The following is a 26,359-nucleotide window of genomic DNA, read 5'->3' on the forward strand; positions in this document are numbered from 1 at the left end:
CTGGTTATGTCACGCGCGACGTCATGCCGGCGCTCGTGCTGAGGAGCGCATCATACGTTGAAGCGTCGCGGTTACGCGCGATTCTTCACCATCATCCCCGCAATCTCCTTCACCATCTTGGCGGCGACCAGCGTCGTCTGGTTGGAGATATCGCAGCGTGGGTTGTACTCGACGATGTCGGCGCCGACGATGGGCTGCCTGATCGACTGGATCAAATCGATCACCTGGCGCGGCGATGGACCGCCGGGCTCACGATGAGACACGCCGGGAGCGAAGGCGGGGTCGAGGCCGTCGATGTCCAATGAAATATAGACCGGCGTCGTGAGCTCCAGTCGCGTGCAATCGCTCCAGCGTCCGGCTTCGATCACCTCGACGTTGAAACGTTTGAACTGCTGGCGATGCTCGTCGCAGATGGTCCGCAGCCCGACCTGGATCAATCGATCCGTCAGCTTCTCTTCCATGATTCGCGCGAACGGCGACGCGTGCGAGCGAGGATTGTCCTGATAAGCGTGATAGATGTCGGCGTGCGCGTCGATGTGAAGGATCGTCAGACTCCGATGGTGCCGCCGCACCCCGCGCATGATGGGATACGTCACCGCATGATCGCCGCCGAGACAGATCAGCGGATCGCCCGATGCCAACGCCTCGCCAACGCACTGCTCGATGAGATCCCACGGATCGCGGTCGCCCTCGAAGCGGATGTTTCCCAGGTCCACGAGCCTGCCCGGCGCACTCAGGTCGACGCCGCTTTCGCTCCACAGGCTGTAGGCATCGTTGTGCAACTCGCGACGAATCAGATCCGGCGCCTCGGCCGGGCCTCTGAGATAAGAAGAGTTCTCGTCGTGCGGGACGCCGAGTAGTGCGATCTTGGTCATGGCCGACGCTCCTTGGGGCCAACGATTGTGACATAGCTCACGTAGCAAACCCTGCCGCCCCGGTACTTTAGGGTCTTGGCCTCCCTGGAGGGCAGATTCACATGCGAACGGCAAAATACTTCTCGACGGCGCGTGCCGGTGCGGCGCTGCTGCTGCTTGCCATCGGCGGTTGCGCGACCATGGATCGGGAGGAATGCCTGACCGTGGACTGGCGCACCGTCGGTTTCGAGGACGGCGCTCAAGGATACTCCGGCGACCGCATCGGCCAGCATCGCAAGGCTTGCGCGGAGTACGGTGTTACGCCCGATCTCACCGCCTATCAGCAAGGCCGAACCGAAGGATTGCGGGAGTATTGCGTGCCGGCGAATGGCTTCCGGCTGGGCTCGCAAGGCGGCAGCTACGGCGGCATCTGTCCGTCCGATCTCGATCCCGCCTTTGCCGATGCATACCACTCCGGCCGCCAGCTCTATACGCTCGAATCGCGGCTGTCGAACGTTGCTCATCAACTCGACTCGCGGCGGGGCGATTTACGTGCCGCCGAATCGGATATCGTCACCCGCTCGGCGGTCGCGATCAGCAGCGACGCCACGGCGGAGGAGCGTGCGCAGGCGGTGCTGGATGTGAAGAATCTCGGCGAGCGCGTCGGGCGCTTGAAGACCCAGATCCGCCAGCTCGAAGAAGAGCGCGTGCACTGTGAACGCGATCTGCAGGACTATCGGGCGACGCTGAATCTTCCCTGATCCCTGCGAACAGCCTACGATCGCCAGCAGATCGCAGGCTGACAATGACAACTGAAAAACTTGCAGAGCTGCTGGCCGTCAATCTCTGGGTCGTGCTGTTCGTCATCACGCTCGGCATGCTGCTGGGCGCGTGGCTGCTCTGGGCGGGGCTGCAGCGTCATGGCAATCGGATCGTCGCGCTGCTGCAGAAGTTACTCGACCGCCTTCGTCCTCATGCCGAACGCCTGCCGATGCCCCGTGCCGTGCACGGCGCCTGGCAAATAGCACGGCAGCTCGGAGTGCAGGTGCTGTTGAGCATGGCAATTGCGGTCGCGGCATGCGTCGGCTTCGTGGAGATCGCGGACGAGATCGGGATCGACGAAGACCTCGGCCAGTTCGATGTCGCGCTGAGCGCCGCCTTGAGCCAGCATGCGAGCGATGAGCAGCTGCGCATCTTCGCGGCCATTACCGATTTGGGCGACAAGAAATTTCTCATACCCCTGACCGCGGTCATCGCCGTGCTGATGCTGTTCCGACGTCGCTGGACGCTGGCGGCCACGTGGATCGTCGCCACCGCGGGCGGCGCGTTGCTGAACGTGGGATTGAAAACCATTTTCGAACGCTCTCGTCCCGAACGTCTGCATGATTTCGCAGTCGCCGATGGTTGGAGTTTTCCGAGCGGCCATTCGTCGGGTTCTTTCATCGTTTATGGCCTGCTCGCCTATCTCATCGTGATCAACTCCAGGCCGCGCTGGCATTTGCCCGTGGCGGCGCTCGCCATGACGCTGATCGTTTGCGTGGGATTCAGCCGGGTGATTCTCCAGGTTCACTACTTCAGCGACGTCCTGGGCGGCTACGCGTTCGGTGCGGCGTGGGTCGCGGCGTGGATCGCAGGTCTCGAAGCATTCCGCCGCAGGCGGCAGGGCGCAGATCTGGCGGGAACCAATATTTCATAACGGGGAGCGGCTATGTGGGCACAAGGTTACGACCCCTTCGGCAACTCCATTGTGTCCACGTTCATGGCCGCCGTACCGGTGGTCGTGCTGCTGGGCTGCATTGCCTTCCTGAAGATGAAAGCGCACGTCGCGGCGCTGCTCGGCATCGCCAGCTCGCTGGCCATTGCGATCGTTGCGTTCGGCATGCCAACGGGCATGGCGACGCGTGCCGCTGCATTCGGCGCGGCGTACGGCCTGATGCCGATCGGCTGGATCATCCTCAATGTGATTTTTCTGTATCGGCTGACCGAGCAGCGCGGGCAGTTTCGCGTTCTTCAGGACAGCATCGCCGGAATCACGCCCGATCGGCGCCTGCAACTGCTGCTGATTGCCTTTGGTTTTGGCGCCTTCTTCGAGGGCGCGGCCGGATTCGGGACGCCCGTGGCGGTGACCGGTGCAATGCTGATCGGGCTGGGATTCTCGCCACTGGCGGCCTCGGGGTTGTCGTTGATCGCGAATACCGCGCCGGTGGCGTTCGGTGCGTTGGGCACGCCAGTCATCGCACTTGCCAGTGTGACCGGCCTCGATCTGCACGAGCTCAGCGGCATGGTGGGGCGGCAGCTGCCGTTCTTCTCGATCATCGTGCCGTTCTGGCTGATCTGGGTATTCGCCGGCTGGCGCGGCATGTGGCAGGTCTGGCCCGCCATTGCAGTCGCGGGTGTGACGTTCGCCATTCCTCAATATCTCGTTTCCAACTTTCACGGGCCGTGGCTGGTCGACATCGTCGCGGCGCTCTGCTCGATGGGCGCGCTGACGGTCTTTCTGCGGGTGTGGCGTCCGGCCAGCATCTGGCATTCAACGAAGCGCGGCGAGCCTGACGGCACGGTGGCGGCCGAGTCGGCGCTGGCGACTCATACGTCAGAGCAGGTGTTTAAGGCGTGGTTGCCGTGGATCGTGCTCAGCGTGTGCGTCTTCCTGTGGGGCATTCCACAAGTCAAAGCCTGGTTGGATTCGTTGTTCATCATCAAAGTGCCAGTGGGCGGGCTGCACGAGTTGGTGCAGAAAATGCCCCCGGTTGTGGCTGCGCCGACCGCCGAAGCGGCCGTTTATAACTTCAACATCCTCTCGATGACCGGCACGGGGATTCTGGTCGCGTCGATCCTCAGCAGTGTGCTGATGAAATTCTCGTTTCGTGAGTTCGTGCGTGAATATTTCCGGACGCTGGTGGTCGTTCGCCTGTCGCTGCTGACCATCGCCGCCATGCTCGCGCTGGGCTACGTCACGCGCTACTCGGGTGCGGACGCGACCATGGGCCTGGCCTTCGCACAGACGGGTTGGCTGTATCCGCTGTTCGGCACCATGCTCGGCTGGCTCGGCGTTGCGCTCACGGGCTCCGATACCGCATCCAACGTGCTATTCGGCGGCTTGCAGAGGATTACTTCGGAGCAACTCGGGTTGAATCCCGTGCTGATGGCCGCCGCCAACAGTTCCGGCGGCGTGATGGGAAAGATGATCGATGCCCAAAGCATCGTCGTCGCGTCCACCGCGACGCGTTGGTACGGCCACGAAAGCGAGATCTTGCGCTACGTCTTCTTGCACAGCATCGCACTGGCGCTACTGGTGAGCCTGCTGGTGCTGGGGCAGGCGTATGTGTGGCCGTTGACTACTTTGGTGCACTAGACAGCCGACTGGCAATCGCCCGGGCGTAGCGTTGCTGTGCGCCCGGTGAGAGCGAGGTGAACAAGCAGGGCTCGACCAGCTCGACTTCCTGCAATCGCACGACGCCATCGTTGTTGGTTGCGAGATCGACGCGCGCATACACCGGCGTCTCGCCGATCTTTTCGAGCACCTGACGCGAAACCTGCAACTCGGCTTCGATCGGCGGCATCTCGTGAGATTCATCGAAGCCGCGCGGCGCGGATTCCAGCGTCGGTGGCCGGCGAACCGCATGACTGAAAGCGCCGTCGAAGAAAACATACGAACGTTCGCCTTCAGTCTCGAAGGCCAGCAGATACGGCTGAATCATCAGGTCCAGCCGCGCGACCAGCCGATCCAGCGTTGCTTGCGCCGTGTCGATCTCGGCCAGGTCGAACACATGCGTTTCGGTTGCACCAGCGGACACGACCGGCTTGATGACGAAGCGAGCCCAGCCGCGCGCGCTCACTTCTCGGCGCAGGTTGACCGAGCTGCCGGCCGAGACCCACAGCGTCGGCGTGATCGGGATGCCTTGCTGCTCGAGCTCCAGCAAATAACGCTTGTTGAGATTCCATTCGAGCAGGTGAAGCGGATTGAACAACGCCGTCTGAGCCTGCACGCGACGCGCCCAGCTCACGAACGCCAGCGGATCGAGATGACTGTCCCAGGTCGATTGCACGACGACGGCGGCGAACGGATCGAGGCGGGCTGTCGCATCGGTCCAAATCAGCGGCGTGGCGCGAATGCCGAGCGCGGCGAGCTCGGCGATCACGCCGCGGTCATGGTGGCCCAGGTCAGGATGGTATGAGCAGGTGGCAATCGCGATATCGATCATGCGGTGTCGGCGGGCACTGTTTGACGACCGCTACATTAGCAAAGTCCCGCGGCGAAATGACGGTCTACGACTCGAATCGATAGCTGAGCTTGATCAGTAACTGATCGTCGTCGCGGAGGCTGAAAGTATCTCGCAGCAGCCGCCCGCGAGCGTCGCTCTCGGCTCGCTGTTCGTAGCCGCCGCGTCCATAAACGATATATAGATAGGAAAGCGGAGCGATCTCGAAGCGGTAGCGGAGCTGCACGCCGAGGTTGCGCACGCTGAAGTCCTCGACGACCTCATCGGTAGGCACGGCATTGCCCGCGGGATCGACGCGATAACCCTGACGAATGTCGGCATTCACGGCGACGGCTTGCAGTTTCAAGCGCAGCTCGTGCCGGTTGGTCATCACCCAGTTGAAGCCGGCGCTGAAGTTCGACTCCTCGCCGTCGAAACTGCCGATCAGATTGTCCCGCTGCCACACCAGCCAGTCGGGCGTGCGGCTCGCAAAGAACCCGAGATACACATTCAGTTCATCGCTGATGAAATAAGTGGGTTCGAGGTTGATGCTGTAGCCCACCTGGTCATTGCCAGACAAGCCCCCGCTCATGGCCTCGAGTTCCACGTGATAAGCCCAGTTGCCCTGTCGCGGCCTTTCGTACTCGAAATAGCTGTTGAAGTTGGGCGGCAGATTCACCACGCCATGGCCGCGGGTCAGCAGGTCATCCACGCCCGCGCTGTTGATATTGATCTGGCCGTACTCGTAGCTGCCGTTCCGCAGCCGGCTTTCGCGGCTGATCCGAAACTGATGATTCATCAGCTCGCCGGCATCGTTGTACGAGGTGCTGACTCGCCCGCGCCAGTCCTTGGACGCGTAGCGCGACTCGGCGGGCAGCTGGGTGAAGCGACGGTTGAGCTGCCAGTGCGCATAGTTGGTGCTGTTGCGCTCGAGGTAACCGGCGTCGTTGATCTCCAGGTCGTTGCTGAAGTGCATGCCGATCCATTGCTGGCGCCAGCCATGGTCCATTTCGTAGTCGGCCCAGACTGTCGCTCCGTCGCCGGTGGTGCTCGATCCGGAGTCTTCGATCTCGCTGCCGATGAGCCGGGTGCGAACATTCCATCGCGCCGTCGGCCGCCAGTTGTGATCGATGCCCACTACGCTGGCGGTTCGATCGAGAAACGGCCGTTCGACTCGGGTCGCGAGTATGCCCAGGTTCTGCTCTCGAAAGTCGCGCACCAGGCGCAGCGCGCCGAACGAGCGGCCGGCCGCATCGGCTTCATCGGCGCCGAACACGCCGTACTTGGTCGCGCCGATGCTGCCGTTCAATTTCAATGCGCCGGTGATATCTGCGGCGCCTTGGCCGTCATCCGCCGGTCCGCCGATGCGGCGGGTGTAGAGCAGCTGGCTGAAGTCGGACGGGGTGGTGAACTCGAAGATGCCCTGGTTCTCGGTGAAGAACGGGCGCTTGTCGCTGATGAATGTTTCGGTGGCGTCGAAATTGACGACCAGCTCGTCGGCTTCCACCTGGCCGAAATCGGGATTCACGGTGGCGCTGAGCTGCAGCTGGCCGTTCGGCTTCCAGAACAGGTCGACGCCCGCATCGAGCTCGTTGTCGCGGTCGATGGCGTCGTAGAGGCTGGAAACGTACGGCGTGATCGCCAGCAGCGATTGTTTGAAGCTGGTCACTTCGATGGGCGCGAAGTCCGACAGGAAGCGCGGCCGCTCGAAGCTGGCCAGCGGCCACGCGACCCGTTCGCCGGTCGAGCCGACGACGCGATCCAGATAGATGCCGATGGTGCGCAGGTCGCCGGAGTTCTCGCGCATCGGCGCGATGTGCCATGGGATCAGGACCTCGGCCGTCCATTCGTTTGCATCGCCGCCGACCGCGTGTCGCCAGTTGCCGTCCCAGTCCTTGTTGAATTCGGTTTCGTTGGTGATGGTGGCGTCGTAGACGCCCGCGGTCGAGGTCACCCGGAAGTTATAGCCCGTGCGCCGATCGCCGTCGAAATCGATCATCACATTGATGCGATCGACCTGCTCCTCGGAATCGCGCTGTACGCGTTGCAGGTTTCTGGGCACGCTCGGCGGCTGGAAATTCCGGAAGGCGACCGCGAGGCCGTCCGGCGTCGCGAGGATCCAGGCCTCCGTGGCCAGCGAGCCGGGCTCGCCGTTCAGGGGCTGAGTCTTGCGAAAGTCCGTAATATGCCGGCCTTGCCGCCACTCATCGGCATCGATCCGGCCGTCGATGTCGACGGCGAAGGCTCGAGTGGCGAGCACGGCCAGCAGCAGCCCAACGCAAGGGGCGCGGCTCGCGATCATGGTTCTGTTCCTGGCGCTAACCCGGTTATGCGTAGGACGCGGCCGCTGGCGAAAAGGTTTAAGCGGTTTTCAGATCTCGATCGTCACCTTGCCGAAGTGACGTTGCGTTTGGTAGTACTCGAACGCGGCGACGATCTGCCCCAGTGGAAAGCTTCGGTCGATCACCGGCTTCAAGCCGTTTACTTCGATCGCGCGGATCATGTCTTCCAGATCGGTTCTGCTGCCCACCGAAATTCCACTGACGCGGAGCTGTGCGGAGAACAGCGCCGGGATGAGCAGCTCGCCAGCGAAACCCGACAGCACGCCGATCAGTGCGATGTGTCCGCCCAACCTGCACGCAGCCATCGATTGCGCGAGCGTCGCGGGCCCGCCGACTTCGATGACATGATCCACGCCGCGGCCGTCGGTGAGCGCTTTGGCTTGCTCACCCCAGTTGTGGGTCGTCTTGTAGTTGATCAGCTCGTCGGCGCCCAATTGTTGCAATTTCTCGAGCTTGGCGTCGGATGAAGAGGTGGCGATGACCCTCGCTCCCGCCGCCTTGGCGAACTGAAGCGCAAACAGCGATACCGCTCCGCTGCCCATGATCAGCACGGTGTCGCCTGGCTTCACCTTTCCTTGCGTCACCAATCCTCTCCAGGCCGTAACTGCTGCGCACGGCAACGTTGCGGCTTCTGCATGGCTGTAGCCCTTCGGTGCCCGAGTAAACGCATGAGCTGGCATGCACGCATACTCACGTGCATAGCCGTCGATGAGCTCGCCGGGAATATCACGTCGGTTTGCAGCGGTGATCTCGCCCGACAGCCAGTGCGGCCAGAAAGTGCTGACGACGGCATCGCCCACCTGCAACCCGCTGACGCCTGGACCGCACGCAACCACTTCACCCGCGCCGTCCGAGAGGGGGATGCGACCGGCTGCAGATGGAATGAGGCCGCGCACGACGAAATCATCGTGGGGATTGATGGAGCTCGCCCGCAAGCGCACCAGCACTTCGCCCGCCTTGGGCTGCGGCGGAGTCTCCTCGATCGTGCACAGGTTGGCCACGCTCGCGGGTGCTTTCAGTCGAACGGCTTTCATCCGGTCCTCGGTGTCGACGGCGCAAATCGGGCAGGCGATTGTTCGGTTCGACCTGCCCGTCGGTGCGGATTCAACCGTTATTTTTGTTGGTCCCGGAAGGCCGCCTCGCCGGCGTCCGACACCTCGATCCACTTTGGATCGGGCGGCGCGCCCGGCACGTAGCTGTCGTGCCAGTTCCACCATTTGTAAGTTCGACTCTGCGGATAGCCCTTCGGTGAGTCTTCCCATTCCTCCTGACGGCCGAGCGCCGTCATGTCGAGGAAACTCCATACGGTGCCGATCGCCTCATCGCCGCGAGTGTTGATGAAGTAGGTGCGGAACACGCGCTCGCCATCGCGGATGAACGCGTTGTGGCCGTGCCATTGATCGACGCCGAAGTCCAGGTCGAAGCTGTCGGTGAGGGTGTACCAGGGCATGGTCCAGCCATTCTCTTTCTTGAGTCGCGCGATATCGGCTTGCGGGGCGCGCGAGACATAGGCCAGCGTCGTGTCGCGCGCGTGCAGATGTGCGAGATGGGAGACCTGGTCGGCGACCATCGAACAACCCACGCACGCATGCTCAGGCCAGCCGTGCACGCCGGGCTCGAAGAATGCGCGATAGATGATCAGCTGACGGCGGCCCTCGAACAGGTCGAGCAGGCTCACCTTGCCCTTCGGACCCTCGAACGAATATTTCTTTTCGACTGCGAGCCAGGGCATACGTCGTCGCTCGGCCATCAGCGCGTCGCGGGCGCGGGTCATCTCCTTTTCCCTGACGAGCATTCGCTCGCGTGCGGCGTCCCACTCCTGCGCCGACACGATGGGCGGCGCGTCCAGGCCTTGCAGTTCTTTGAGGCCTTTCTCAGTTGATGCGGTCATTGCAACCTCCGAAGCGATGCTGGTCGAATCTTCGCGGAGGAGTATGGCCCCGTAAGACGGCGGGGCAGGAGTAACAAGTGTGGCGGGAAGTCGAGCGCCGGCTACTATCGCCAGCGCCCCCGGAGTCACGTTACAATGTCCGTTCCGCGCCCGTAGCTCAGTTGGATAGAGTACTGCGCTTCGAACGCAGTGGTCGGGAGTTCGAGTCTCTCCGGGCGCGCCACTTCTTCAGGGCTGACATCGCAGCCCAATCCGGCGATTGCCGACGAGCCCGCCGGCGCCGGCGGCTCACTCCTTGACGTGGCTGTTCGCCGTGTAGCTCAAGCTCACTCGCCAGCCGCGGTCCTTGGAGGGCTCGGCGACCGACGCGTGGGCCTCGGAGGTGGCGCCGTCCCAGAAGGCGACCATCATGTCGACGCGAGACAGCGTCGCACCGGCATCGGTCATTTTCTTGCGGTGAGCGGCCGAAGCGAAATCGTAGGACGGCGTGCCGCGCTCGCGAGTGACGCGCTTTTTGATCGTGGCATAGAGAGCCGCGGCGTCGGCTTCATCCTTGACGTCGAAGATATAGCCGCCGCGAAACAGTTTGCCGTCGTCGCAGGAATAAACCGCCAGCGCATCCCGATCCAGCTCGCGAATCCGGAAGGCAAATTGGTAGCCGGAAGGAAGCTTGCCGTCGAACGGCCCCGAGCCGCGGGCCTCTTCCTGAGCCACGACCCGATCGCAAGGCGCGCCGAAATCCAGGACACGAAAATCGGCGGCGCCCGCCGGGCCGGCGAGCAGGGCCGCGCCGGTGAAAACAACACGAATCGAGAGACCGCTGAACCGCACGAAATACACTCGACTGACCATTGGGTAGCGTCAATTTACCCAATTGCCGGGGCGCCTGCCCGACGGAATGTGCGCTCGATCACTCTCCGACCCTCCCTTAAGGGCGAGGCCGGGCACGGATCGCGGCGGCCGGGCATACAATCGGGCCATGAACAAAGAAGCGGCGCTGGCAAGCCTGGGTCTGCAGGGAAACGAGGATCACGCCACCGTGGCGAGGGTCTACGGCGAGCGTCTGGCCGCCGTCCAGGAGCGGCTGCTGTCGGCCCAGTCCGATGCCGATCGCAACACGCAGGGCGCCGAGCTCGCCAAGCTGAGCGAGGCTTACGAATACGTCACCGGCACCGGCCGCTACACGAATTCCAGCGACGCGAGCGCGACGGTGATGCGCTCCGCTACGACGCTGACACCGGCGCCGTCAGGCGACACGTTCGTTCGCATGGAGCCGGGCGCGGTCATCGCCGATCGTCTGGAGATCGGCAATTTGCTGGGCCAGGGCGGCATGGGCAACGTGTATGCCGCGCGCGATCGTTTGAAAGAAGAAGACGTCGCGATCAAAGTGCTGCGCCAGGACTTGCAGTTCAGTATCGCGGCCAAGGATCGTTTCCTCGCCGAAGCGAAAGTTTCCTGCAGCCTGTCGCATCCGAACATCGTGCGCGTGCACGACGTCGGCATCAGCGGCGGACTCTATTACTTCTCGATGGAGCGGCTGAAAGGCCACACGCTGCGCCAGCGCATGGAGCAGTATCGTCAGAACAATTGCGTGTTCAGCATTGCTGAGGTCACGGACATCGCGCGTCAGCTGATCGACGCGCTTCGCTACGCGCATCGTTACATCGTGCACCGTGACATCAAGCCGGAGAACATCTGGCTGGCGGAAGATGGCACGGTCAAGCTGATGGACTTCGGCATCGCTCGCGCCTTCGCCAATTCTCAGCTGACCCAGACCGGCATGGCGCTGGGCACGGCCTATTACATGTCGCCGGAGCAGCGCATCGGATCGAAGGAAGTCGACTGGCGCACCGATCAATATGCGCTCGGCGTCGTGTTGTATGAATTGTTCGCGGGCACGCTGCCGACCGGTGCGGTGCAGCCCATCGAGACGCTCCGTCGCGATCTGCCGAAGCGGTATGCGGCCGCGTTGATGCGTGCCATGGCGGTGATGCCCGAAGACCGCTTCCAGTCGCTGAATGAGCTGCTCGCCGAGATCGAAGCGCCGCCGTCGAAAAAGTTTCGTTATGGCAGCATCGTGCTGATCGGCGCGGGCCTCGCGGCCGCAGCTGCCGGTGCATTCGTGATTGTGAGCAATCAAGGTGGCGCGCCGAAGCTCGAGGCGGCCGTCGCGTCGGCGCCGGCCGCCAAAACAACGCCCGCGCCGGCATCAGGCTCGGCGCAGTCACCTGGTGCTGCAGGAACGGATGGAGCTGCACCGAGCGAGCCGCCACCACCGTCGGAAGAAACATCAACCGTAGCCGCAACGTTGCCCGAGCCTGAGCGGGAAAAGTCGGCACCGGCGCCGGAACAATCGGCTGCTGATGCGATCAGCGCGACACCCTTGCCGGCTGCACCGGCTCCGTCACCAGCGCCGCAGCGTGTGGCGAAGGCAACCTCATCCGACAGCGCACCGTCCTCAGCGTCATCCGCCGGTGGCGGCATCGATGCGCGGCGTCAGCAATGTATCGCTCAGTGTGAGCGCGACGATGGCGAATGTCGTAGCCTCGGCCGCCGTGGCAAGCAGGAATGCATGCGCGCAGTGGCCTTCGGTGCGACCCCGGGTCGAATCACGACGACGAATCCTGCCGCGACGAGCTGCGCCTACTTCGGACAGTCACGCTGCGACTCGTCCTTCAATCGCGAAGCCTGTCTGGCTCGCATGACCACACGATACAAAGCCTGCATCGACGTGCTCGGCGGTACGGTTGCTCAACGCCGCCAGGATTGCGACGAAAATGCTCGCGAGTCCGACCAGCTGTGCCTGGACGAGCTGCGGGATTGTCGCCAGTCGTGCGAGTGAGCCGAGCGCCGTCTCAGCCGACGACGCTCTTCAAATAACGAAACAACAATGGATGTCCGGCCTGCAGCGCCTTGCGCTGGGCCAGTTCGTCATCTTTTTTCTGGGCGCGACGGGCTTCGAGCCAGCGGTGCACGCAGCGATAGTGTTGTTCGCCGGCAGTGTCGGTGCGGGCCAGGTCGATAGTCATTTGTCTTGCGAGCCCGGGCTCGTGCAACAGCATCCACGCAGGGAAATCGCCGGGGGGCAGCGCCGCGTCAGTCGCGTCGTCATTGGCCAGATCGTCTTCCGCCGCCAGAAATTCCTGCCACGCCTTGCCGATGCCGGCATCAGGCTGTTGTGGTTTGCTCAATGCTTCCGCGGCGACCGACGGCGCGTGCCAACACAGCGCAAACCAACCCATCAGCGAATCGACGCGACGATGTTGAAACGCGCCGCTCTGCGCGACCGCCAGACAAAGCGCAGGGTGACGCCACCATTCGGGATCCTGCTGAACGCACACGTTCACGCCAGCCCAGTCCTGAGCCTGACTCAGCGCATAGCTGCGATGAAGCTGCGGTTCATCCGCGGAGAAGGGCTGATCGTTCAGCGCATCGGCGAGCTGCCGCCACAGCGGCGTCAGCAGTTCGCGCCACTGCGAGCCCAGCAATCGCTTGGCCGTCGGGGCTGTTTCCTGCAGAAACTCCAGTGCTTCGCGCGCGTCGTCAACAGGCTGGCCCAGACGAGCGAGCGCGCCCACCAGTCGATCGTACCCAGCCAGGTCGGAGTGGTTCGGCGCGATTTCATACAAACGATCCAGCTGTCGCTGCGCGTCGGCGGCATTCATCTGCGCGAGCGCGCGAGCGATGCCGTTGGTGAGCGTGGCGACGGGATTGTCGAAGAACAGATCCATCTGCGGCGCCAGCTTCGCCGGAATGAAACGTCCAGCGATCAGCCGGTGCAACTCTGCTTGAGCGCTGACGCGTAGCGGCTTGTTGGTGGCGGGGGCGTCCGTGTGCCAGGCCGTGAATTCCTGCGGCTGCTCGACCAATCCGATGCTACGAGCGTAGTTCACCGATTGTTCGATCTGGGCGCGGATTTTCTCCGGGCTGCCCATCAGCACGCCGTCGAGGAATTCGATCTCCTGGCGACGCCAGCTCTCGTAGTCGCTATAGGCCAGGCGCCCGGTTGCGAGCAACAGCTCCAGTACGGTGAAAGCGCCTTGTTCCAACAATTGGTCGTCGACCTGCTTCTGCAGGCCAGGGTCGATTTTGATCATGGAGCGAACAACATTTCGAGATCGGCCGCATCCAGCTGCAGCGGTGCGGCGTTCTTTTCGGTGTAGAGCTGACTGGCCAGCTGATGTTTCTGTTCCTGCAGCCGCACGATGCGTTCCTCGACCGTGCCTTGCGCGATCAGCTTGTACACGAACACGGGCTTGTGCTGCCCGATACGATGCGCGCGATCGGTGGCCTGAGCCTCCACCGCGGGATTCCACCAGGGGTCATAGTGAATGACGGTGTCGGCGGCCGTGAGATTCAAACCCGTGCCGCCGGCCTTCAGGCTGATGAGAAACAGCGGCACGGCGCCGCTCTGGAACTTCTCGATCAACGGCATGCGGTCTTTGGTATCGCCGGTCAGCAACAGATACGGAATGCCCAGCTCCTGCATCTGCTCCTCGATCAGCTCCAGCATCGACGTGAACTGCGAGAACAGCAGAATGCGCCGGCCTTCCTCGATCATCTCCGGCAAAGCGTTGCTGAGCCAGTCCATCTTGGCCGAGGGCACGGCCTCTTCAGGCTGCTCGGCCGAAGCAACCAAGCGCGGATCGCAACAAGCCTGACGCAGCTTGAGCAAGGCGTCGAGCACCGTGATCTGACTGCGGGCGAGTCCGCGTTCCTCGATGGTTTCGCGGACCCGGCGGTGCGACGCGAGACGCACGCCGTCGTAGAAGTCGCGCTGCTTCTCGTCGAGCGCAATGGTTTCGATGATCTGCGTCTTGGCCGGCAGCTCGGGCGCGACGGCATCCTTCGTTCTTCGCAGCACGAAAGGAGCGATGCGGCGGCTGAGCGAGAGGGCGCGGTCGCGATCGTTGTTCTTTTCGATCGCCGTACGGTACTGGCGCTGGAAGTCGCGTTCCTCGCCCAGCATGCCGGGCTGCAGAAAATCGATGAGCGACCACAACTCGCCGAGGTGATTCTCCATGGGCGTGCCGGTGAGACACAGCCGGTGCTCCGAGTTGAGCGCGCGAGCGGCCTGAGAAACCTTGGCGCGAGGATTCTTGATCACCTGGGCTTCGTCCATCACGACCAGATAGAACTCGTGGGCCGTCAGCACTTCGCTGTCGAGTTGCAGCAGCGGATACGCCGTGATGACGATGTCGACGTTCCGAATCGAGGGGAACAGCTCCTTGCGGCGCGCGCCGTGCAACGTCAGCTGTTTCAAGTGCGGCGCGAACTGCTGAATCTCCCGCTGCCAATTGCCGATGACGCTGACCGGCGCAACGATCAGCGACGGTTTGGTCAGCCGGCCTTCCTCCTTCTCCAGCGCGAGATGCGCCAGCGTCTGCACCGTTTTGCCCAGGCCCATGTCGTCCGCAAGGATGCCGCCGAGATGGCAGCGTCGCAGGAACTGCAGCCAACCCAGGCCTTCTTGCTGGTACGGACGCAGCGTAGCGTTGAAGCGCGCCGGCGGTTGCAGAGGAGTGATCGCGGAGAAGTTCTTGAGCTCGGCAACGGACTCCAGCAGCGCCGCACTCTTCGAGCGCAGGACTGGCGCTTCCGGCTCCGACGTGAGTTGCGCAAGGCGGCTCGCCTGCGATGCCGGCAGCGACAGCGATTGTTGCTTGTTGAGCGCGTCATGATCGAACAGCTCGACGAGCGTATCGGCGATGCGTCTGATCCGATCGATGGGAACAGGCAAGTAACGTTTATCTGGCAGCTGCACGAACAGCTGATCACCGATGCGATGAACGCCGGCTTCACCGGTGCCAAGCGCGCCTTGCAGATAATCGACCAGCGCCGGCAGCAGGTTGACTTGCACGCCGTCGACGACCAGGCCGAGCTTCAAGTCGAACCATTCGCGATCGCGGCCGCTGTCCGCGTCCACATACCACTCGCCCGCGGAGGCCAGGCGATACGGAAAATCGTCGTTGATGACCACGTCCCAGCCTTCGGCGCGCAGTTTGGCAATGCCGTCGAGCACGAATGCCAGCCAGAAGTCGCGGCCGTGCGAGCTGTTTGCGAGCGCCGTATCGAAGCGCTGCTGGATCTTGTGCTCGGCAGCCCGGTCTCTTGGGATCTCGCGAAGCTTGTTGTCCGCGAGGATCCGGACATGCGTCATGTCATCCCGAAGGGATCGGCTGTACACGGGCAGGCCGTTGTAAACGAAGTACAACGTCGCGATGGGATCTTCGGAAAGATACAGTTGCGCGCCGACGCTCTTACGTGCGCGTCGGACCGCCTTCAGTTCGCGCAGCTTCGGCAAAGCGGCGCAGCTGCTCGCGATCTCTTCATTCAGTTCGGCCACTTGTTCAGGGGCCACCGGCGGCGAGTTCCAGAAGCGGCGGAAGTCCTCGATGGGGCAGGGCAGCGACAGCGCTCCGATTTCTTTGCTTGCCGGATCGACGTAGGTCGCGACATCGAGATCGAAGAACGTGACGATTGCGTCGTCGCCGCGCTCCGCGACTTCACACTGCAAATATTGATCGCCGTTTTCCAGCTGCTGCCACGACAGCTTCGCCTGTCGCAGCTTGCCTGCTTTCAGCGAAGGAGTATCCAGCGTCTGCCAGCGGGCGCGGCCCGTTGCGATCACCTGGTTCAGCACGGTCGTGCCTTCGGTGTCGCGCAGGAGCCAGGGGCCGTCGGTTCGCTGCGAAAGTAACAATTGCAGGATCTGCCGATCTTCCGAATCGACGTAGCGGGGGTAGTCGTTGCCGCGTGGCACGAAGATGCTGGAGCTGCCGCGAGAAAGTTTGGTGGAGCCGGGCGCTGTTTGCCCGACCCAGGTCGATAGCTGCAACTCGCCTGCGGATGTTGCCTGTAACAGATAGTAGAGCCGCTGTTGTAACTGCGGCCCGGCAGGCGCTGAAGTCGCGCGTTGCAGTGCTGACGTGGGGCGTTGAGGCGAGGCAACGCTCGGCGCGTTGTTCACCGCCGCGATAGAGACAGCGGCAATGTGCACGCACGGGCTCGGCTTGCCGCAGCTGCATTCGGCTTCCGCGATGTGCGGGTCGTTCGGCTTCGCGTGTCGAATATAAACACGCTGCCGTTGGGCCGCCGCGCTCTCATCGGCGACCACACCGGTAACGACCAAGCCAGATTGCAGAATCCGCAGCTCGCTGACCGCTCCGCCGCGGACCAGTTGCTGTGCGGCCTGATACAGGTCGTCGCCGAGCCTTATAAAATCGGGATCGGGCATCCTGCCACGACCCTCATGCGAGTCGGCAAAAGGCGTGACTTTTGCCTCTCGCCGCCGCAAGCGGCGAGGTACATCCATGTACCCGAGGTGCCTGTCGAAATATCATCGTCAACATCGGCATCAAGCCAGCGTGTGATACACCTTCTGCACGTCCTCGTCCTGTTCGAGCTTGTCGATCATTTCCAGGACTTCGGTGGCCTGCGCTTCGGGCAGCTCGGTCGGCGTGAGACAGATGTATTCGTGCTCGGCGGACAGCGGGGTGATGCCGCGATCTTCCAGTGCTTTTTGCATCTGGCCGAACTCGGGGAAGTTGCAGCGGGCCACGATCTGCGGCTCGCCCTTTTCACCCGTGCTCTCGCCCATCTCCTCCAGGCCGTGGTCGATCAGGAACAGCTCCAGGTCGTCCTGATCGATGCCATCGGGGTTCAGACGGAACACGCCCATTTTCTTGAACTGAAAGCTGACGCTGTTCGCCGTGCCCAGGTTGCCTTCGTGCTTGGTGAAGATGCTGCGCACGTTGGCGACGGTGCGGGTCGGATTGTCGGTGGCCGTTTCCACCAGCACGGCGACGCCATGCGGGGCGTAGCCTTCGTACAGGATTTCGGTGAAGTTGGCCGCGTCCTTGCCGGAGGCGCGCTTGATCGCTGCTTCGACCTTGTCCTTGGGCATGTTGACGGCGCGTGAGTTCTGGATCACGCGGCGCAGGGCCGGGTTGGAGTGGGGGTCGGGGCCGCCGTTCTTCACGGCGATGGTGATGTCCTTGCCGATGCGGGCGAATTGCTTCGCCATGCGGTTCCAGCGCGCGAACATCGCGTGCTTTCTGACTTCGAAAATACGGCCCATGAATGGCTCCCCGAAATTCCAAGCGGGCCAGTTTACCACCGCGCCCGTCGGGTGGCGGGCCGTGGTTGGGGGTGGGCTGCGTTATTTACCCTTGGCTTCCCAGACCAGCTCGGCCTTGGCGGCCGCGGCCCGTTTCAGAATGCTGAGCAACGGCACCGCGCGGGTCGCCAGGTCCACCGGCGGCTCGCGGTCCTCGTCGTCCTCGTCCTCATTCTTGGCATCTTCGTTGTCAGCCGGGCGCGCCGGGGTGACGTGCGTGCCGGCCTTGATCCGCTCGGTGGCGTGCTCCAATTGGCGCAGGGCCAGGGGCACGTCGTCCGGACCGAGCGCCCCGGGTATCCGCCCGGTGGCGCCCATCAGCTTCAGCAGCTGGACCGCGACGTCCTCGAACATGGTGATGGATTCCGTCGCGGTGGAGCGAAAGGTGACCAACATGTGCGAGCTTGCTCCGAGTAGGAAAATATGAGCTAGGTGCAACCGCGAACCAGGAACAGTACGAACAAGACTGGAATCGGCACGCCCAGCAGCCACAACAGGATCCAGCCTACTTTACCCCGCTCGCGCCCGTAATTCAGCATTCGGTGCAGGCCGGGCGGCGGGCGCTTGGACATGTTTGCAGGCTCTTGAGCCATGGCAGTCCCCTCATTCACTGCGATATGCAATGAACGGCTGCCGTCACGACGCGGTTCCGGGCGCTATTCCTCGACCGCTTTGTTCGCCGCGCTCCAAATATCCTGGACGATCCGCCGGGTCAGGCCTTGTTCCATCAGCAAGGCCTGGGCGCCTTCTTCGGAATAAGTGCCGCGCTTGGTCAGCAGGGTCAGCGCCCCGCACAGCTCGCCGAAATAGATGGCCTGGCCGAGCGGGCTCATGTGTCCCGGGGGCACTTTGTCCGTCTGTTCCTGCAAGGCGCGAATGGAAGGATCGGAGAGTTCCCACGTCGCCGCGATGAAGCCCGCGACGTTCGGCGCTTCCGTCTGCATGGCGCGAATGAACACTTCGGCGCGCGGCTGCAGGTCCTGGTGCTCCCGATATGTTTCCATCGTCAGTCGAAACAGCACGATGCGCGCCAAGGGGTCGAGCAGGCCGATCAGCTGCGCGATGAAAGGATCGGCATTGCCGAGCGCTCGCGCACACACTTCGGACGCGGCGGCCGTGCGTTGGGCGTGTTCCCAGGTCACTGCGGCGAAGTTATCGAAGTGACCTTTGGGTTGCCGGAACACCGGCTGTAACAGCGCCGTCGCCAGCAAGCTGCGGAGCCCGTCGGTGCCGAGCACGACGACGGCGCGATCGAGGCTGTCGACCGGCTCGGGCGAATAGCGATACGCCGCGCTGTTGGCTCGCTGCAGAGTGCTTCCGGCGAGTGCAGGGTCTTCGAGAATGAGCCGTACCAATTCCCGGCGCGTGCTTTCATCGTCGTTCAGCGCCTGCATGAGCTTGGGCAGCAGCATCGGACGACGGGGGAAATACTCGCGCTGGTGAACTGCCGCCGCGGCGTTGTCGTTGACCCTCTCCAGGACGTTGGCGTGCTCACCCGAGATCGCATAGTCGAAACCGGGGACGCTGAAAGCGAGCTTGTAACACTCGGCATAGGCGCTCGCGGTCGCTTCGGTTTCGAACGCCGGACCGTCGCCGCCGGGGGGGCCTGTGACGGCGCGCATATCGTCGCGAGGCGCAGTGGTGACCGAGGAACGATTCGAGGAGCTCGTCGGTCCGCGCACGCCGAACATGAATACGGCCAGCCCGACCATGACTGCGATCAGAATGATGGTGAGGGTCACGCTCGACTTTGCTCCTCTGCTTTGCGCTAGTGCTCTGGCGCTGCAAACAAATCTGGAAGCTTTGTGCCGGCGCGATCATACCTTGTCAGCGCCGTTCGTGTCGGTCCCGAGATAGCTGCTGACCCCGGCCGGCGCGCGGTGTGATCGGAGGGGTGTTAATCTTGCAGTCATGCCGCTCAGCTCCGGACAACTCGACGACATCGCGCCTGGCGTGCGCCGGCTCGTGGCGCGTAATCCTGGATTCATGACGGGGCCGGGGACGAACACGTATCTGGTCGGTCATGAGCGTTACCTGGTGATCGACCCAGGGCCGGAGGATCCGGTGCACGTCGAGCGCATCGTCAAGGAAACGGGCGGTCGTATCGACGCGGTGCTCGCGACTCACACGCATCCGGATCATTCGCCGGCCGCCAAGGCGCTCGCCGAGGCGACCGGCGCGAAGGTGATGGGCAAGTCGGCTCCGGTGCATGGCCGTCAGGACGCGGAATTCGCGCCGAGCAAACAGTTGCAGGATGGCGATCGAGTGACGATCGATTCGCTGACGCTGCGAGTCGTGCACACGCCGGGGCATGCGTCGAATCATCTTTGTTATCTGCTCGAAGATACCGGGCTGTTGTTCACCGGCGATCATCTGATGCAGGGCTCGACGGTGGTCATCGGTCCGCCGGATGGCAGCATGACGGAATACCTGCGCTCGCTGCAGCGCTTGCAGACCCTGCCGGTTACCCGGCTCGCACCCGGTCACGGCCTGACGATCGACGACGCGCAGGGCGAGATCGTTCGCATCATCGCGCATCGGCTACAGCGCGAGGCCAAGGTCGCCGACAGGCTCGGCCGCATCGGCAGTGCCGACTTGGATACGTTGGTCGTCAGCGTCTACGACGACGTCGATCCCCGCTTGCACCCGGTGGCGAAAGGCTCGCTGCTGGCCCACCTGCTGAAACTGGAACAAGACGGCCGGGTCGTGCGCGACTCGCCGGACATCAACGCCCCGTGGTCCCTGCAAAACACTCCAACGCCGTCCCGCTGATCGAGCTCGTCAACTGTTCGCTGATCTTCGAAGCGCACCAGGCGCTCGATGAAGTCAGTTTCACGTTGCGCAAAGGCGAGCGCTGGGCGCTGATCGGCGCCAACGGCTCCGGCAAAACCCTGATGCTGAAGATGCTTCGCGGCGAAGTATGGCCGACGCCTACCGGGCGTCAGCGTCGTACTGCGTCGCTGGCGAAAGAGCAGATCGCCTATGTGGGGCCGGAGCGGCAGGACAAGTACGTTCGTTACGACTGGAATCTCACGGTCACGCAGGTGGTGACGACCGGGTTGTTCGACGAGGACATTCCGCTGACCCAGCCGACGCATGCTCAGAAGGAGCGAGTTGCGCGCGTGTTGAAGAGATTTGGTTTGTGGGGACTGAGGCAGCGGCGCATTCTCACGTTGTCTTATGGCCAGCGCCGCCTGGCGCTGGTGGCGCGTTTGTTTGCTGGTAACGCGGCGGTGTTGTTGCTCGATGAGGTGTTCAATGGATTGGACGTGCGCGCCAAGGAGAAATTGAAGAAGGCGCTCGAGCAGCCTAGAGGCGGGCACGATTGGGTGATCACGTCGCATCGGCCCAAAGAGCTGCCGAAGAACGTGACGCACGTGGCACATATCGAGCACGGCCGGATTGTTTCGGCCGGCCCGGTCGGGCGTGAGCAGAAGCTTACCCACGATCGCAAAGAGCAGAAGACAAAGCCCCGGGTGTTAGGGCCGGCAAAGCCGAGAAGGAAGCCGTCGTCGGCGCCGCTGTTCGTCATCCGCAACGCCGATATCTATCGCGACTACCGGCCCGTTATCCGCAGTCTCAACTGGACATTGGCGCGCGGCGAGAACTGGGCGGTCCTCGGTGCGAACGGTTCGGGCAAGAGCTCGCTGCTCAATATGATCTACGGCGACCTGCATCCCGCGCTCGGTGGCACGATCGAGCGTGAGGGCGTGCCGCGCGGTACTCATATCGAAACCTGGAAACATCGGCTCGGCTGGGTATCGCCGGAGCTGCAGGCAGATCACTACCTGGCCACTTCGATCGAAGAGATCGTCATCTCCGGTCGCTACTCGAGCGTCGGTTTGAACGACGCACCGACCCACGCCGATCGCAAGGCTGCCGATCGGTGGCTGAAGTTCTTCAACATCGAACATCTTCGGGGTCGCGGTCCGCGGCAAGTGTCGTACGGCCAGATGCGGATGGCGCTGTTCGCGCGCGCCATGATGAACGATCCAGAATTGTTGTTGCTCGACGAGCCCTGCACGGGGCTCGATGGCGACGTGCGCGCGACCATGCTCGGCTTCATCGAGCAGTTGGCGGAGAAGGGCACCCAGATCGTCATGGCCGTGCACGATCCGGAAGACATCGTGCCGGCCGTGAAGCATGTGCTCCGAATCGGGCGCGGCGGCAGGGTGGAGCTGGTGGAGGTCGATTTCAGCTGGTAGAACGGCAATTACCGCGGTGAAGCACGCGTTGCGAATCAACCGGGCGGCAAGGCGTCATCAGTCGACATAGACTAGGATCGACCGCCGCGATGAAATGCCGAGGCTGCCGGTGCTCAAGTCCATATCAACGTCACTCGTGCTGTCACTTTGTTTCGCGGTCGGGCACGCGGAGGCGACGCTCGAGCCCGCCAGACAAATTGCCGCCGAGATAGACAGCGGCGTTCACGCAGGGTTCGAGTCCTTCATCATGCAGGTCGATGGCGTCACCGTCGGTCGCACGGTCGATTCGACGCTGGCGAAGCGGCCGCCGGATCTTCGTTCAGCCACCAAATCCATCACGGCCCTATTGATCGGCATCGCCATCGATCGCGGGGCGATTCCATCGGTGCAGGCCAAAGTGATTGACCTGCTGCCAACCCGACGCACAGCGTTCGAGAGCGATCCGCGTAAGGCGGCGATGACGCTCGAAGATCTGCTCACCATGCGCAGCGGTCTGGACTGCAACGATTGGGATCCGAAGTCGCCGGGCCAGGAAGACAAGATGTACCGGCAGCAGGACTGGGTCGCGTTCTGGAGCGAGCTGAAGATGCGCACCGAGCCGGGCAAGGAATTCTCCTATTGCACTGGAAACGTGGTGGCGGTGGGTGAAATCCTGGCAGGGGCCGTGAGCATGTCAGCCGATGCTTTCGCGCTGAAATATTTGTTCATCCCACTCGAAGTGCGGCGCGCCGAGTGGCGTTACTACGACGCTAAACACGGCGTCGACACCGGCGGGCACTTGCGATTGGAGCCGGATGACCTGCTGAAGATCGGCGAGCTGGTGCTCGCGCGCGGCACATACAAAGGCAAGCGCGTCGTGTCCGAAGCCTGGATCGACGCCATGACCCAGGAGCGCACCGGCATTTCCGGAATGAATCAGCGCTATGGATATTTGTGGTGGCTGGATCACACCAAGGATCCGAACCTGCCGCAAACCAAGCTGTGGTGGGCGCAGGGCAACGGCGGCTCGCTGCTGATGGTCATGCCTGAGTTGCGCGCCGTGATGGTCACCACCGGCACGCGCTTCAACCGGCCCGACATGCTCGAGCCGATGTTCTGGCTGAGGGATCGATTGCTGCCGGCGATGCGGTCGAGCAAATAAAAAGGGCGGTGTCTTTCGACACCGCCCTTGCTCATCTCTTTACCCTCAGCCGAGAGACTTCGATTTAGTTGGTCTTGCGACCATCGAGATCATTTCGCTTAGGGTAGTCGATGCGTCCGGCTAAACGTTTATCGTCTACGCCTTCGGCGCCGAACGCGCCTTGGCGGCTTCCTCGATGACCACGTCGGCGACGTTCTTCGGCACTGGATCGTAGTGCGAGAACTCCATCGTGTACGAGGCGCGACCCGAGGTCATGCCACGCAGATGGCCGATGTAGCCGAACATTTCCGACAGCGGCACGGTGGCCACGACGGCGATGTTGGTGCCACGCTCCAGCTGCTCCTGGATCATGCCGCGACGGCGGTTCATGTCGCCGATCACGTCGCCCAGGTAGTCGGACGGGGTCACGGTCTCGACCTTCATCACCGGCTCGAGCAGGATCGGACCGGCCTTGCGGATGGCTTCGCGGAAGCAGGCCTTGGCGGCGATTTCGAACGTCAACGCGTTCGAGTCGACGTCGTGGTAGCTGCCGTCCGTGAGGCGGGCCCGGAAGTCCACCGTCGGGTATTGCGCGAGCACACCCTGTTCCATCTGCATACGCAGACCTTTTTCCACCGAGGGCACGTATTCACGCGGCACCGAGCCACCGACGGTTTCGTCGACGAACTCGAAGCCGGCGCCACGCTCCAGCGGCTCGAACGTGATCCACACTTCGGCGAACTGACCGGAACCGCCGGTCTGTTTCTTGTGGACGTACTGCTCGGCGATCGTCTTGGTGAACGCTTCGCGGTAAGCCACCTGCGGCTGACCCATGATGCCTTCGACGTTGTACTCCGTGCGAATGCGGTCGAGCGTCACTTCGAGGTGCAACTCGCCCATGCCGCGCAGAATCGTCTGGCCCGTTTCGCGATCGGTTTCCAGCTTGAGCGAAGGATCGGCGCGGACCATCTTGCCCAGGGCGGTGCCGAACTTCTCCTGCTCCGCCTTGTTCTTCGGCTTCACCGAGACGCTGATGACGGGGTCCGGGAAGCGCATGCGCTCCAGGATCACCGGGCTTTCGGAGGCGCACAGCGTGTCGCCGGTTTCCGTTTCGGCAAGCGAGACCAGCGCGATGATGTCGCCGGCGCGGGCTTCTTCGATCGGGTTCGCGTCCTTGGCGAACATTTCCACCATGCGGCCGATCTTCTCGCGCTTGCCGCGAGTCGAGTTCATCACCGACATGCCCTTGGTGAGCACGCCCGAATACACGCGCACGAAGGTGAGCGCGCCGTACGCGTCGTTGAGCACCTTGAACGCCAGGGCCGAGAACGGCTCGTCGTCCGAGCTCTTGCGCTCGCCGTTCGGGTTACCGTCCTGGTCCACGGTCTTGATGGCTTCGACGTCGGTCGGGGCCGGCAGATAGTCGACGACCGCGTCGAGCATCTGGGTCACGCCCTTGTTCTTGTACGACGAGCCGCACAGCACCGGGTTGAAGGAGGCGCTGATCGTGCCCTTGCGCAGGCACTTGCGCAGCACGTCGGCCGACGGCTCGACGCCGTCTTCCAGGTATTTTTCCATCGCCGCGTCGTCCTGCTCCAGGCAGGTATCGACCAGGTCGGAACGGAACTTGGCGATGTCGGCGAGGATCTTGCGATCGCTCGGCACGCTGATGTCCAGCTTGTCGGCCAGATCGGCGGTGATTTCGTGCTGGACCGGCACGGCATCGCGATCGTCCGACTCCCACACCAGGGCCTTCATCTCGACCAGGTCGATCATGCCCTTGAAGTTGTCTTCCGAGCCGATCGGCAGTTGCACGGGCAGCGGACGGGCGCCGAGACGCTTCTTGATCATGTCCACGCAGCGCAGGAAGTTCGCGCCGCTGCGGTCCATCTTGTTGACGTAGCAAATACGCGGCACGCCGTAGTTGTCGGCGAGACGCCAGTTCGTTTCAGACTGCGGCTCCACGCCAGCGACGCCGTCGAACACGACGACTGCGCCGTCGAGCACGCGCAGGGAGCGGTTCACTTCGATCGTGAAGTCGACGTGGCCCGGAGTGTCGATGACGTTGATCTTCTTCTTGCGCCAGAACGTCGAGACGGCGGCGGACTGAATCGTGATGCCGCGCTTCTGCTCCTGCTCCATGTAGTCCGTCGTGGTCGAGGACTTCAGATCCTTGGTGTCATGAACGTCGACGATCGTGTGCTTGCGGCCCGTGTAGTACAGGATGCGTTCGGTGGTCGTGGTCTTACCGGCGTCGACGTGGGCGATGATGCCGATGTTTCTAATATCGGCAAGGGCTGTAGTACGGGGCATGTCAGATTTCCGTTACAAGGTCTGTGCGCAGCTAGGTTGTGGGTCGTTTAGCGGGCGCGGATTCTATCGGAAAACCGCGCAAATGAGATTACCCAGGCGGCTCCCAACCGGGGCGCCCAGGCGAAGGGCGCGCATTCTACCTGAAAAATCGGCCGAAGTTGTTGTAAGAGAAAGAAAATTTTTGGCCGCTGCCGGGAAATTGACGGCCGCCGGCTCAGCTGCGGCCTTACGGTAGGAATTTTCAGGAGTTTTGATCAGGATGCCCGAATGCGGGGGCGCAGGGATGCGCAGGACCGGCCCGACCCCGGGCCGTCTCGCCGGGGCTGAACGGCGGCCGGCTCAGGCCTGGATGTTCGCCTCGTACACGATCACCGCGTCGCCGACGATGCGGACCGACTGCGCGACCTTACCGGACGACTCGATCTCCACTTCGACCATGCCGGGCCGGCGCATCCACATGCCCTGGCGCCCCTGGAACACGACGCGCCCGTCTTTCGGCGTCATCAGGCCGTGATTGACGAGATAAACGCCGAGCATGCCGTGCGCATTGCCGCTGACCGCGTCTTCGCGAATGCCGAGCGCCGGAACAAACATCCGCGACTCGGTGCCGACGACGCCGTTGTTCTCGACCAGCGCGAACACGAAATAACCCTCTGCGCCCACGTGCGAAGTGAGGCGGGCGAGCTCTTCGAAATCCGGCTTGATGGCGCCGAGCAGGTCGTTCGACTTCAAGCCCACCAGCAGGCGCGAGCCGCCCTTGGTCAATACCTGCAACGGACAATCGACGTGCAGGCTCGGGCTGGAGATGCCGAGCGCATTCAACACCTGGCGGCGGTGATGCTCCGGAATGACAGGGCCGAGCGACGGCGGGTTCTGGGTGATGGCGATGCGCAGGTCGCCTTCGACGTCGGTGACCTCGATTTCGACGATGCCGGCGCCCGTGCGCTGGCGCAGCCTGCCGCCGGGTTTGCCGTCTTTCTTGGCCCGCACGTATTGCGCAGCGATGGTGGCGTGACCGACGAACGGCACTTCATGGCGGGGCGTGAAGAATCTCACCTGCATGTCGTGATCGCCGGATTCGGCTTCCAGCACGAACGCGGTCTCGCCGTTCACTTCGGTGGCGATGGTCTGCATCTGCTCATCGGACAGATGGTCCGCGTCGAGCACCACGATGGCGGGATTGCCGGTATAGCGTTGGCGAGTGAACGCGTCGACGTGAAACAGCCGGCAATGTCGGTTGGGCATGGTTGCAGCCATTGAAAAAACGAAAGCGCTCTTATAGCGCCAGAAGCGATTGGTGCCCAGTGCCCAGC

General features: G+C 62.9%; 21 protein-coding genes and 1 tRNA gene. 8 read left to right on the forward strand and 14 right to left on the reverse strand.

Features of this window, described 5'->3' with window-relative positions; all coding sequences use genetic code 11:
* Window positions 1–71 precede the first annotated feature (71 nt).
* The gene (gene speB / locus EK373_RS26550) at window positions 72–875 is read right to left on the reverse strand and encodes an agmatinase (RefSeq protein ID WP_129647524.1); all 804 of its coding nucleotides are present in this window, start codon (window positions 873–875) and stop codon (window positions 72–74) included.
* 101 nt (window positions 876–976) lie between these two features.
* On the opposite strand from speB, the gene EK373_RS26555 reads away from it, so the two are divergent.
* From EK373_RS26555 to EK373_RS26565, 3 genes are read left to right on the forward strand one after another with little or no spacing between them, the layout of a single operon-like run.
* Complete coding sequence (locus EK373_RS26555) at window positions 977–1,615, forward strand: DUF2799 domain-containing protein (protein ID WP_129647525.1); 639 nt, start codon at window positions 977–979, stop codon at window positions 1,613–1,615.
* A 44-nt stretch (window positions 1,616–1,659) separates the two neighbouring features.
* Window positions 1,660–2,550 carry a phosphatase PAP2 family protein gene (locus tag EK373_RS26560; RefSeq protein WP_129647526.1) on the forward strand — a complete coding sequence of 297 codons (891 nt, stop codon included), beginning with the start codon at window positions 1,660–1,662 and terminating at the stop codon, window positions 2,548–2,550.
* A gap of 12 nt (window positions 2,551–2,562) precedes the next feature.
* The gene (locus EK373_RS26565) at window positions 2,563–4,209 is read left to right on the forward strand and encodes an L-lactate permease (RefSeq protein ID WP_129647527.1); all 1,647 of its coding nucleotides are present in this window, start codon (window positions 2,563–2,565) and stop codon (window positions 4,207–4,209) included.
* Here EK373_RS26565 and EK373_RS26570 read toward each other — a convergent pair.
* The 4 genes from EK373_RS26570 to EK373_RS26585 form a co-directional block, all read right to left on the reverse strand.
* A complete protein-coding gene (locus EK373_RS26570; RefSeq protein WP_198683672.1) occupies window positions 4,193–5,059 on the reverse strand; it encodes an ATP-grasp domain-containing protein in 867 nt (288 codons plus the stop codon). The genes EK373_RS26565 and EK373_RS26570 overlap by 17 nt on opposite strands.
* A 64-nt stretch (window positions 5,060–5,123) precedes the next feature.
* Complete coding sequence (locus EK373_RS26575; protein ID WP_129647528.1) at window positions 5,124–7,358, reverse strand: DUF5916 domain-containing protein; 2,235 nt, start codon at window positions 7,356–7,358, stop codon at window positions 5,124–5,126.
* 69 nt (window positions 7,359–7,427) lie between these two features.
* Window positions 7,428–8,432, reverse strand: coding sequence for a zinc-dependent alcohol dehydrogenase family protein (locus EK373_RS26580; RefSeq protein WP_129647529.1), 1,005 nt, complete (start codon window positions 8,430–8,432; stop codon window positions 7,428–7,430).
* Between the two features lie 77 nt (window positions 8,433–8,509).
* On the reverse strand, window positions 8,510–9,289 hold the full coding sequence (locus tag EK373_RS26585) for a DUF899 domain-containing protein (RefSeq protein ID WP_129647530.1): 780 nt from the start codon (window positions 9,287–9,289) through the stop codon (window positions 8,510–8,512).
* Between the two features lie 146 nt (window positions 9,290–9,435).
* Here EK373_RS26585 and EK373_RS26590 point away from each other — a divergent pair.
* Window positions 9,436–9,512: transfer RNA gene (locus EK373_RS26590), tRNA-Arg, on the forward strand.
* 65 nt (window positions 9,513–9,577) lie between these two features.
* Here EK373_RS26590 and EK373_RS26595 read toward each other — a convergent pair.
* A complete protein-coding gene (locus tag EK373_RS26595; protein WP_129647531.1) occupies window positions 9,578–10,141 on the reverse strand; it encodes a hypothetical protein in 564 nt (187 codons plus the stop codon).
* Window positions 10,142–10,268: 127 nt separating this feature from the next.
* On the opposite strand from EK373_RS26595, the gene EK373_RS26600 reads away from it, so the two are divergent.
* Window positions 10,269–12,131: a serine/threonine-protein kinase gene (locus EK373_RS26600; RefSeq protein ID WP_157994550.1), complete on the forward strand. Its 1,863-nt coding sequence runs from the start codon at window positions 10,269–10,271 to the stop codon at window positions 12,129–12,131.
* A 13-nt stretch (window positions 12,132–12,144) separates the two neighbouring features.
* On the opposite strand, the gene EK373_RS26605 is transcribed toward EK373_RS26600, so the two are convergent.
* The 6 genes from EK373_RS26605 to EK373_RS26625 all read right to left on the reverse strand — a co-directional run bounded on the left by EK373_RS26605 (window position 12,145) and on the right by EK373_RS26625 (window position 19,150).
* A complete protein-coding gene (locus tag EK373_RS26605) occupies window positions 12,145–13,386 on the reverse strand; it encodes a hypothetical protein (protein WP_129647533.1) in 1,242 nt (413 codons plus the stop codon).
* Entirely contained in the window at window positions 13,383–16,526 is a 3,144-nt protein-coding gene (locus tag EK373_RS26610; RefSeq protein WP_198683673.1) for a DEAD/DEAH box helicase, read from the reverse strand. The genes EK373_RS26605 and EK373_RS26610 overlap by 4 nt, the downstream gene beginning before the upstream one ends.
* 120 nt (window positions 16,527–16,646) lie before the next feature.
* Window positions 16,647–17,369: a YebC/PmpR family DNA-binding transcriptional regulator gene (locus EK373_RS26615; protein WP_129647535.1), complete on the reverse strand. Its 723-nt coding sequence runs from the start codon at window positions 17,367–17,369 to the stop codon at window positions 16,647–16,649.
* 81 nt (window positions 17,370–17,450) lie between these two features.
* Entirely contained in the window at window positions 17,451–17,804 is a 354-nt protein-coding gene (locus EK373_RS26620; RefSeq protein ID WP_129647536.1) for a DUF1840 domain-containing protein, read from the reverse strand.
* Window positions 17,805–17,836: 32 nt separating this feature from the next.
* The gene (locus EK373_RS33220) at window positions 17,837–18,001 is read right to left on the reverse strand and encodes a hypothetical protein (RefSeq protein ID WP_157994551.1); all 165 of its coding nucleotides are present in this window, start codon (window positions 17,999–18,001) and stop codon (window positions 17,837–17,839) included.
* Window positions 18,002–18,064: 63 nt separating this feature from the next.
* Window positions 18,065–19,150, reverse strand: coding sequence for an HDOD domain-containing protein (locus tag EK373_RS26625; RefSeq protein WP_129647537.1), 1,086 nt, complete (start codon window positions 19,148–19,150; stop codon window positions 18,065–18,067).
* 169 nt (window positions 19,151–19,319) lie between these two features.
* On the opposite strand from EK373_RS26625, the gene EK373_RS26630 reads away from it, so the two are divergent.
* From EK373_RS26630 to EK373_RS26640, 3 genes are all read left to right on the forward strand, one after another.
* A complete protein-coding gene (locus tag EK373_RS26630; RefSeq protein WP_129647538.1) occupies window positions 19,320–20,180 on the forward strand; it encodes an MBL fold metallo-hydrolase in 861 nt (286 codons plus the stop codon).
* Window positions 20,144–21,613 carry an ATP-binding cassette domain-containing protein gene (locus EK373_RS26635; RefSeq protein WP_129647539.1) on the forward strand — a complete coding sequence of 490 codons (1,470 nt, stop codon included), beginning with the start codon at window positions 20,144–20,146 and terminating at the stop codon, window positions 21,611–21,613. The genes EK373_RS26630 and EK373_RS26635 overlap by 37 nt, the downstream gene beginning before the upstream one ends.
* A 109-nt stretch (window positions 21,614–21,722) precedes the next feature.
* Window positions 21,723–22,754, forward strand: coding sequence for a serine hydrolase domain-containing protein (locus EK373_RS26640; RefSeq protein ID WP_157994552.1), 1,032 nt, complete (start codon window positions 21,723–21,725; stop codon window positions 22,752–22,754).
* A 135-nt stretch (window positions 22,755–22,889) separates the two neighbouring features.
* Here EK373_RS26640 and fusA read toward each other — a convergent pair whose 3' ends face one another.
* Together fusA and EK373_RS26650 are read right to left on the reverse strand one after the other, a co-directional pair.
* Complete coding sequence (fusA, locus tag EK373_RS26645; protein WP_129647541.1) at window positions 22,890–25,046, reverse strand: elongation factor G; 2,157 nt, start codon at window positions 25,044–25,046, stop codon at window positions 22,890–22,892.
* 339 nt (window positions 25,047–25,385) lie between these two features.
* Window positions 25,386–26,291 carry a PhzF family phenazine biosynthesis isomerase gene (locus EK373_RS26650; RefSeq protein ID WP_157994553.1) on the reverse strand — a complete coding sequence of 302 codons (906 nt, stop codon included), beginning with the start codon at window positions 26,289–26,291 and terminating at the stop codon, window positions 25,386–25,388.
* Window positions 26,292–26,359: the final 68 nt, after the last annotated feature.

Source organism: Peristeroidobacter agariperforans (assembly GCF_004138335.1).
Classification (GTDB): domain Bacteria; phylum Pseudomonadota; class Gammaproteobacteria; order Steroidobacterales; family Steroidobacteraceae; genus Steroidobacter; species Steroidobacter agariperforans.